This is a genomic window from Arsenophonus endosymbiont of Apis mellifera, assembly GCF_903968575.1.
Classification (GTDB): domain Bacteria; phylum Pseudomonadota; class Gammaproteobacteria; order Enterobacterales; family Enterobacteriaceae; genus Arsenophonus; species Arsenophonus apicola.
The window spans coordinates 1-7,504 of record NZ_CAJCFU010000028.1; the positions used below are offsets into that span (position 1 = coordinate 1).

General features: G+C 39.7%; 11 protein-coding genes and 2 pseudogenes. 2 read left to right on the forward strand and 11 right to left on the reverse strand.

The window, feature by feature from the left end; translation table 11 throughout:
• The coding region (locus H1X92_RS02420; protein ID WP_180558337.1) for a transposase at window positions 1–177 on the reverse strand (177 nt) is incomplete at its 3' end.
• Window positions 178–235: 58 nt separating this feature from the next.
• On the opposite strand from H1X92_RS02420, the gene H1X92_RS02425 reads away from it, so the two are divergent.
• Window positions 236–1,462 (forward strand): RNA-guided endonuclease InsQ/TnpB family protein, encoded by a 1,227-nt coding sequence (locus H1X92_RS02425; protein ID WP_180558336.1) that lies wholly within the window; start codon window positions 236–238, stop codon window positions 1,460–1,462.
• 53 nt (window positions 1,463–1,515) lie between these two features.
• Window positions 1,516–1,761, forward strand: a pseudogene (locus H1X92_RS02430) (isocitrate/isopropylmalate family dehydrogenase); the annotation flags it as partial.
• 121 nt (window positions 1,762–1,882) lie between these two features.
• Here H1X92_RS02430 and H1X92_RS02435 read toward each other — a convergent pair.
• The 10 genes and pseudogenes from H1X92_RS02435 to H1X92_RS16020 all read right to left on the reverse strand — a co-directional run bounded on the left by H1X92_RS02435 (window position 1,883) and on the right by H1X92_RS16020 (window position 7,476).
• On the reverse strand, window positions 1,883–3,010 hold the full coding sequence (locus H1X92_RS02435) for a phage integrase Arm DNA-binding domain-containing protein (RefSeq protein WP_180558692.1): 1,128 nt from the start codon (window positions 3,008–3,010) through the stop codon (window positions 1,883–1,885).
• The gene (locus tag H1X92_RS02440; protein WP_180558689.1) at window positions 3,000–3,233 is read right to left on the reverse strand and encodes an excisionase; all 234 of its coding nucleotides are present in this window, start codon (window positions 3,231–3,233) and stop codon (window positions 3,000–3,002) included. The genes H1X92_RS02435 and H1X92_RS02440 overlap by 11 nt, the downstream gene beginning before the upstream one ends.
• Window positions 3,234–3,282: 49 nt before the next feature.
• Complete coding sequence (locus H1X92_RS02445; RefSeq protein ID WP_180558690.1) at window positions 3,283–3,894, reverse strand: MT-A70 family methyltransferase; 612 nt, start codon at window positions 3,892–3,894, stop codon at window positions 3,283–3,285.
• 8 nt (window positions 3,895–3,902) lie between these two features.
• Entirely contained in the window at window positions 3,903–4,145 is a 243-nt protein-coding gene (locus tag H1X92_RS02450; RefSeq protein WP_180558691.1) for a hypothetical protein, read from the reverse strand.
• Between the two features lie 598 nt (window positions 4,146–4,743).
• A pseudogene (locus H1X92_RS16170) lies at window positions 4,744–5,099 on the reverse strand (KilA-N domain-containing protein); the annotation flags it as partial.
• A gap of 86 nt (window positions 5,100–5,185) precedes the next feature.
• Entirely contained in the window at window positions 5,186–5,431 is a 246-nt protein-coding gene (locus tag H1X92_RS02460) for a hypothetical protein (protein ID WP_180558295.1), read from the reverse strand.
• Window positions 5,432–5,646: 215 nt separating this feature from the next.
• Window positions 5,647–6,207: a DUF669 domain-containing protein gene (locus H1X92_RS02465; RefSeq protein ID WP_180558294.1), complete on the reverse strand. Its 561-nt coding sequence runs from the start codon at window positions 6,205–6,207 to the stop codon at window positions 5,647–5,649.
• Window positions 6,204–6,884, reverse strand: coding sequence for an AAA family ATPase (locus H1X92_RS02470; protein ID WP_180558293.1), 681 nt, complete (start codon window positions 6,882–6,884; stop codon window positions 6,204–6,206). The genes H1X92_RS02465 and H1X92_RS02470 overlap by 4 nt, the downstream gene beginning before the upstream one ends.
• A gap of 298 nt (window positions 6,885–7,182) precedes the next feature.
• Window positions 7,183–7,332, reverse strand: coding sequence for a hypothetical protein (locus H1X92_RS02480; RefSeq protein WP_180558291.1), 150 nt, complete (start codon window positions 7,330–7,332; stop codon window positions 7,183–7,185).
• 9 nt (window positions 7,333–7,341) lie between these two features.
• The gene (locus H1X92_RS16020; protein ID WP_255498959.1) at window positions 7,342–7,476 is read right to left on the reverse strand and encodes a hypothetical protein; all 135 of its coding nucleotides are present in this window, start codon (window positions 7,474–7,476) and stop codon (window positions 7,342–7,344) included.
• Window positions 7,477–7,504: the final 28 nt, after the last annotated feature.

A 7,504-nucleotide genomic window follows, 5' to 3' on the forward strand; every position in this document is an offset into this window, starting at 1 on the left:
TCCGTTACTTTCCTTTAAATCAGCCCCAAAGTCGCGACACACTTCACCTGCATACTGATGAAATGCTTTGTAGTGCAAGCCACTGAGTACTTTCTTTCGGTACTTAGTCACAAAGACAAGGTGAACATGTAAAAGAAACGCTGCATGTCTTGAACGGTTGATTTTATATTTTTGCATTGAAATTAACCGGATATACGGTAAGATAGTGAGATAATTTACTACACACTGAGTAATAATGCTAATTCTAAAAGCCTACAAATTCAGACTCGAACCAACCGAAAAACAGTCGCAACGTTTGCGGCAGTTGTGCGGATGCGCTCGTTTTATCTGGAATTACGGGCTAGCAGAGACGCAACGCATTATTGAATCCGGCGGTAAACTACCGTCAGCGTTTGAACTAAATCGGATGCTCACAGAATGGAAAAAAAAGCCGGAACATTCCTTTTTGCAAGAAGCCTACACGGATAATCTTCAGCAGAAACTCAAAGATCTGCACGGGGCATGGAAACGCTGCTTTGATAAAAAACTGGCAGCAAAAGCTCCTGTATTTAAAAGGAAAAATGACGGGCGTGATTCAGTTCGTTTTGTTAATTTTGATAAATATTGTCAGCTCGATAATGGCAGAGTGAGATTACCGTCAGGTTTGGTATGGGTAAAGTTCCGGCAGTCGCAAAAGCTGTACGGTAAGATTAAAAACGCAACCGTTAGCCAACATGCGGGACACTGGTATATATCGTTTCAGGTCGAACTGGAAATGGACATTCAGCCTCATTCGTCAGCAACAATGATTGGTTTGGATGCAGGTGTAACCAGACTCGCCACGCTGTCAGACGGCACAGTGTTTGAACCTGTAAACAGTTTTAAAACCAACCAAAAAAAGCTGGCGAAATTCCAGCGTCAGTTAAGCTGTAAAGTTAAATTCAGCAATAACTGGAAAAAACAGAAGCGAAAAATCCAACGTCTCCACTCGCATATAACCAATATCCGCAAAGACTACCTTCACAAAGTCACCAGTGAAATCAGCAAAAACCACGCGATGATCGTCATTGAGGACTTAAAGGTCAGTAACATGTCGAAATCGGCAAAAGGTACACAAGAGCAGCACGGACGGAATGTCAGGGCAAAATCAGGACTTAACCGTTCGATACTGGATCAGGGTTGGTATGAAATGCGCCGTCAGCTTGAGTACAAGCAGCTATGGCGCGGTGGTCAGGTATTAGCTGTGCCTCCGGCATATACAAGTCAACGGTGTGCATGTTGTGGTCATACAGCGAAAGAAAATCGTCAATCACAAAGTAGATTCGAGTGCCTTGAGTGCGGGTATACAGAGAACGCAGATATCAACGGAGCTCGTAACATTTTAGCGGCAGGACATGCCGTGTTAGCCTGTGAAGTGAACGGTGCAGTAATGCCGTCAGCAGCAGGAACCAGGCTTCTGAGCGATCAGATAGTCTCCGACTAACGGGAATCCCCCTCCTGAGTCACGAAGTGTGAAGGTGGGGGAGGATGTCAATTGAAGCAACCCATGGCACAGCACCGAAATATGCAGGTCTAGACAAAGTGAATCCAGGCTCTATAATCCTTTCTGCTGAGATGATGTTATGCCACATGGGCTGGACAGAAGCGGCCGACTTAATCATTAAAGGCATGCAAGGGGCGATTGCCGCCAAAACCGTGACTTATGATTTTGAGCGCTTAATGCCTGGTTCTAAGCTATTGAAATGCAGTGAGTTTGGCGATGCGATCATCAGCCATATGTAATTGTCTGTTTTACTTGATTGATAACGGGAGCTTAATGGTTTCCGTTTTTTATTATTCACTTTGTAACGGTTATCAAAACTTTATCAAAATAATTTATCAAAACTAGCTAAAAAATATTCAATTAAATAATAACTTTTATCCATTCTTTACCTCGATCATCATGGTATTTATCAGTTAGTAATTGACTTTTGTGGCCTAGTAAATCTTTGGTGTTGATCCCTTGTTCTCTGTAAAGGCGCTCTGATAATGAACGTTGCTCATGAAATGTTGCGGGTGTTCCTTCTCCCCAATCAATATCAGTTTTATTTCTTGCTTTTTTAAAATTAGTGGTTAGAGTGTTGGGTTTTACTTTTTCGCCACGTTTGGCTTGTGACGTTGTATAAAAATAATGAATTAGGTATGGACTAACTACATTATCACGGCAACGCTCTATTACTTCTCTTAGGGATATATTTATTGCCTCACATCTTAGAGAAAGTGGTATTGCCAATTTCGCGTTGGTTTTTTCCTGAATGACGTGCAAATCATTATCCCAAATATCGCTGAATTTCATTTTAGAAATATCACTCAAACGTTGACCAGTAACCAATGCTAGTAACATTGCGTTTCCCATGTAACGATGAGTCGTGTCAGCAATTTTAAAAATTTTTTTCCATTCATCCAAATTAAGCCGTTGTCTGGTTATTTTTCTTCTAGGTTGTTTTGTTGCTAACGCAGGATTATAACCAGGAGGAACTTCTCCTGCATGTTGTGCTTCCTTGAATACATCAATTAAAACAGAACGAATAACTTGAGCCATTCGATGTTGACCATTTATTTTATATTTATCTAATATCTGAGCGATATCTCTGGCATCGACTAACGTTAGTGGTTTTATCGATAATGCTTTTTGCATTAATTCAATGGGTTTTCTTTTTTGTTTGTAGGTGTTTAGCTTTATATCACCTTCTTTTAAACGTTCTTCTTGAATTTTCCAATATTTTTCTAACCAGGTGTTAACCGTAATCTCTTTTCCTTTAATACGCGCAATTCGGTCACTAATAGCTAAGATCTGTCGGTTACGTTGATCAGCAAACCGATTATTCGCTTCAATAGCAATTTGTTTTGCTTCAGCTTCATTACTACCAAGTGCATGATACTTTCCTGTTATTGGATGACGGTAACGCCAATAAATCTTGTTCGATTTACGACTGTATAATGGATACAAATTTGGAATACTAACATTATTTTTACGAGGTCTAGCAGCCATCATTTAAAATTCTTTGTAAGGTAGGGTTATCATTTTTATCAATAAATGGTTTTGTTAAATCTCCAACCAATTCTGCATCTTCCCTTACACGCCAAATGCCTCCTTCTTTTCGTGCTGGTGGATAAAAATGACCATTACGCGCATAACGTTGTAATGTATTTAGTTTTGAATGGTGACTTCTATATCGTTCACTAGCCCATTCTTCCAAAGTTAACATTTGCATAGTTGTTTCCTCGTGCGTATTTTCATAAAAAGAGAGCACTTAATTACATTCAAAAATTCACACTATTCTCAGGCGCTTCATTGCCCCATAGATCCCAGCCCTGCACTTTGTCACGAGCGAAAAGTTCAATACGTTTCACATCACCGTAGAGCTTCTCTAATCGGTAATGGACTTCTTTATGTTTTTGGCTATGCTCACCGAGACAGGCGTAGATAACTTGTTTGATGGATGCGTCCTTGCGTTCTAGTCCTTTCCCCTTGATGGCAATTAAACAGTCTTCTGAATTACTGCGGGTGTAGTTACCGCCATTCATGCGTGTTTCAGCATTGAGTAATGTCAGAAAATCATCAGCATAAGATAGCGCAGCTTTCTTGATAGCTTTAGAAATCCGCTCTTTGGCTAACTTATTCAACTTGACCCAGGTAAATCCCTTCATGGTTTTGACCTTAAATCCCCATGCTTCGGCTAATCGGATAGCTTCCAGCGCAAAGTTCCCCGTGTACCACATGCAGAGTACGGAGTTATCATTGACGATGGTTTCTATCGGTAGTCGGGTGAGGGAGTAAAAGTCAGTGGTGTTGTAGTGATTGTGTGCTGCGCCGTTTGATGCTTTGTTTTGGTATTGCCAGGGTGGGTCTGCGAGTATCAGGTCATACTTCACTTCATCTCCTAAACATACCAGCTTTTACTTTTATGCAAGTCGTCTATTTTTTCTAAGACAGTGATTTTATTACCGCCATTTCCGGTTAATGTTTTACTTTCTTCATCGGTATCAAATTGATATATCAATCCTTTGTTTGTTAATTTTTTTTCCTTCAATCTAATGATTTTCATCCTTTCACCATGATAAATAGCCTGCATCCCTGCTTTTACATGATGTAACGTTGTTCGGTATTCATGGATGTTATTCATACAGTTACTCCCATTACCAATCAAATGATTACCATTCTGATTAAAATTTAATCAATTTCAGTTAATTATGATATATTCATACCGTTGTGTGTTCGTAACCACATCATTTCCCTAATATTGCCAGCCTTGCGCTGGTCTTTTTTTGAGTGATTCAGAAATACCAAATAGTGGTCAATCTCTAGTGAGTACGTTGGCTATTAGCAAATAACGATTTCAGATTGATACCGTATACCTGTAGCCATGATTCAGCAGGCCATGACTTAACCTGACCATAACGAATATCAGGCACTTCGGTTGCTTCCATCTGGTTCTCACGGCACCATCTGCGAAGTGGGGCAAATTTGTATTCTTTCCCTGTGGCATTCTTTACAGCTGTGATGGTGGCATGTTTAACACTTTCTCCCAATCGTTCTGTCAGTTCCCGATTTTTACGGGTAGCAACGCTGAGTTTACCCATTGCAGAAGCTTCACGAGTGCGGCTGATTTGTGATTTTGTTCTAATAGCTTCATCACGCTCACTGCTTATTTTTTCCACTTGCTCGGTATAGCTAATCAGCATTTTTCGTAATTGTGCAGGATTATCTAACCAGTCTGTTGTTGGGGTGACAGGAGCTAATCTTCCTGTTTTGTAATCCAGGAAGGTTTGATTAACCATCAATCTGAATTTTGGCGAAATCCAGCCAGCATACTCAATGGCTAACAGCTCATGAGCAAAAGTGCCTGGATTTATGCCGCCTTTTTGAACTTTGATTACTTCTTGACCTAAGGCGGAATTCTGCCTTAGCTCTTCAATTAACTCTTTGGCTTGTTTTGTCTCAAGCCATGTTTTAGGGCGTTTAGCATCTTGCCGCCACTGGCTTTATGTAACGCATTTAGGTTGAAACGACCATCTGAGTCTGTCGTGATTTCTACGCCAGCAATGATAGGGTAATGTTCATTTGTTAAATTTCGCATATAGTTATCCTTCAATATTAAAATTGATGAACGGGTATTAATTAAGTGGAATAGATTAGGGTGGGTAATGATTTCTTGTTTTGCAACTACTTCTTCATAGTATCGATAAATACTCCCAAAATGATCATAAGTGCTGGCACCAGCATGACACCAATAACCAGTAGCTCTTGTCCGCCTAAATGAATATTGCCTAATTCACCACGTTTAAACCTGATTTGCGGGTCAATGACGGCATCGGCGTGCGCGAGATGTCCAACAATGAGTTCAAAGGCAAACGCTGCACCGATAAACAAAAATGTTGTGATTAGTAATTTAATGATGTTAAGTTTCATGATTGAACCTTTTAACATTGGATTATTTCTTAATGCAAATTGCTTTTGCGTTGATATCCTTGAAAGTTTCAAATTCACGCTCAAACTGTTTAGCGGCGAATTGGCACATATTCTCAGTGTCAAATTCCTGAGTATGAACACTTGCAAAGTCATTTGACGCGTAAGGGCTGGCGTACATGGATAGGATTAAAACCCACATGGTAGGAACTCCTTGTCTANAAANGATTAAACTCATTATTTACTGGCGTATGNGTTGGTCTACGCTCGTCTCTATCTTTTANAGTGCGCAACAAGTTTTTAACTGCTTGTGCGGGTTTGTTTTCAACTTTTTCTAAAAGCGTTTGTCCAGTGTTTGCTACAAATGGCATACGGATATCAAAGCTGTAACTTTCATCGCCATTTTTCTTCGTTCTTAGAACTTTTTGCAAAACAAGTCCTACTTTTTTGCCATGGAATTCTGGCGCAACCAGGTTATTGTTGTGGNCAACCGAGGTTACTCGCTGAATTCCAATGCATCCCATCATGGCATTGACCATATTTTGACCGAAAGGGTTTACCGTGCCGTCATTTTTCTTACAACAAATACTNAGATAGTTAACTTTTCTGCCATCCTCCGATTCACCTGAGAATTCAATAAACTCAGCGCCTTTATCACTTTTGCTTAATTTTGCCTCTGCAATTGTGATCACATACGCGCCTGATTCATTAATGAACCCCCCTTGATAGGTTAATAAGGCTGACTCCTNGCTGTAGGTAAAGATAATGTTGTGGTTCATGCTGTTTTCTCCGTTATGTTAGTTTTTTTTAAGCTGTAATAGTCACAAATCGCTGTATCAACTGCGTTTATGTCGTTTTCAATTTCGGGTGTTTCAAACATTCCCATTGGGGATTTGACGGTATCATAACCGCTGTTTTGTGTTGAAAATAAGTATTGACCATCCTTAACTANCGTTTTCAGTACAATAGTAAACATGCCCTCAACGGTTATTTTTTCATCAAGCATTTTGCCAATTGTTTTCATCTTGACTTTACCTAATGGTGTTTCTTCGGTATGCGAGAGAAAATATATCCTTAGATCATCTGATGATGATTTTACTGCCGCATTGATCACATTCCATGTGTGAGCGCCTATTTCTGTGAATTTATCGAAAGATTTTTCATCTGATCTGCGCATGAATTCATTTGCCATCAGATATTGAAAATCATCAATAACAACTATCTTTTTTTCGTAACTTGAGGCTTTTTCGATAGCTTTCATGATGTATTGCCAACAGTCACTGACAAATATTGAGGTTGTGGCATCTTTTTGATCCCAATTTCGCCATTGAGTTGATTTAAACGGCAAAGGTTTTTTTAACGTTTGGATTAATAAAGTTTCTTCAGGGCTTAGATGTCTAAGGCTAGCGGATTTTCCTGTCCCTGACTCACCCAGTATTAGTGTTGCGGTCGCCATATCTAATCACCTCTTATTTTTCCACCTAACGGTCCATCTCTTAGTTCTTGATCAANGAAAGGATTGTATTCTTTATTTTGAACATATATAGGATTGTAAGTATTTGGCGAGGATTGAATTATTAGTTTTTCAATCTCTTTTGCTTCTTTGTCATACATTTCCATTGCTNGACGCTTTTCTTTCATCGATGGCGACAATGGTTCTTTTCCTTGCCTGGTTGCCTCCATCTGTTGTATTGCATAGGCAATAGCGTCTTCTTTTGATTGGCATCTCCTTTTATCCGTTAGCCTCGGCATTTTCATGTAAAATCTCCTCGAAAATCCTGCCAGCTAACAGGAACATTTTGTTGCCCCAGTACCTCACGTTGATGTTCATATTTGTAATGTTCCTTAAGCTCATTGCTTTTTCTTTGCTTCTTAACCAACTGAGTTAATTCAAATAAAGTCATGAGTTATTCCTATCTTGCTAACAATAAAACGAGGCTTGCCAACGCAATGATTAGCACGGTGGGGATAATTTTTAAGCTGTCTTTTTGGGCGAAGCTGTCACTATTTAAGACGTAGCGCAGCTCCTGCTGTTTAAGCTGGTTCATGTTTTTAGCTCCTGGTTAATTGAAGATT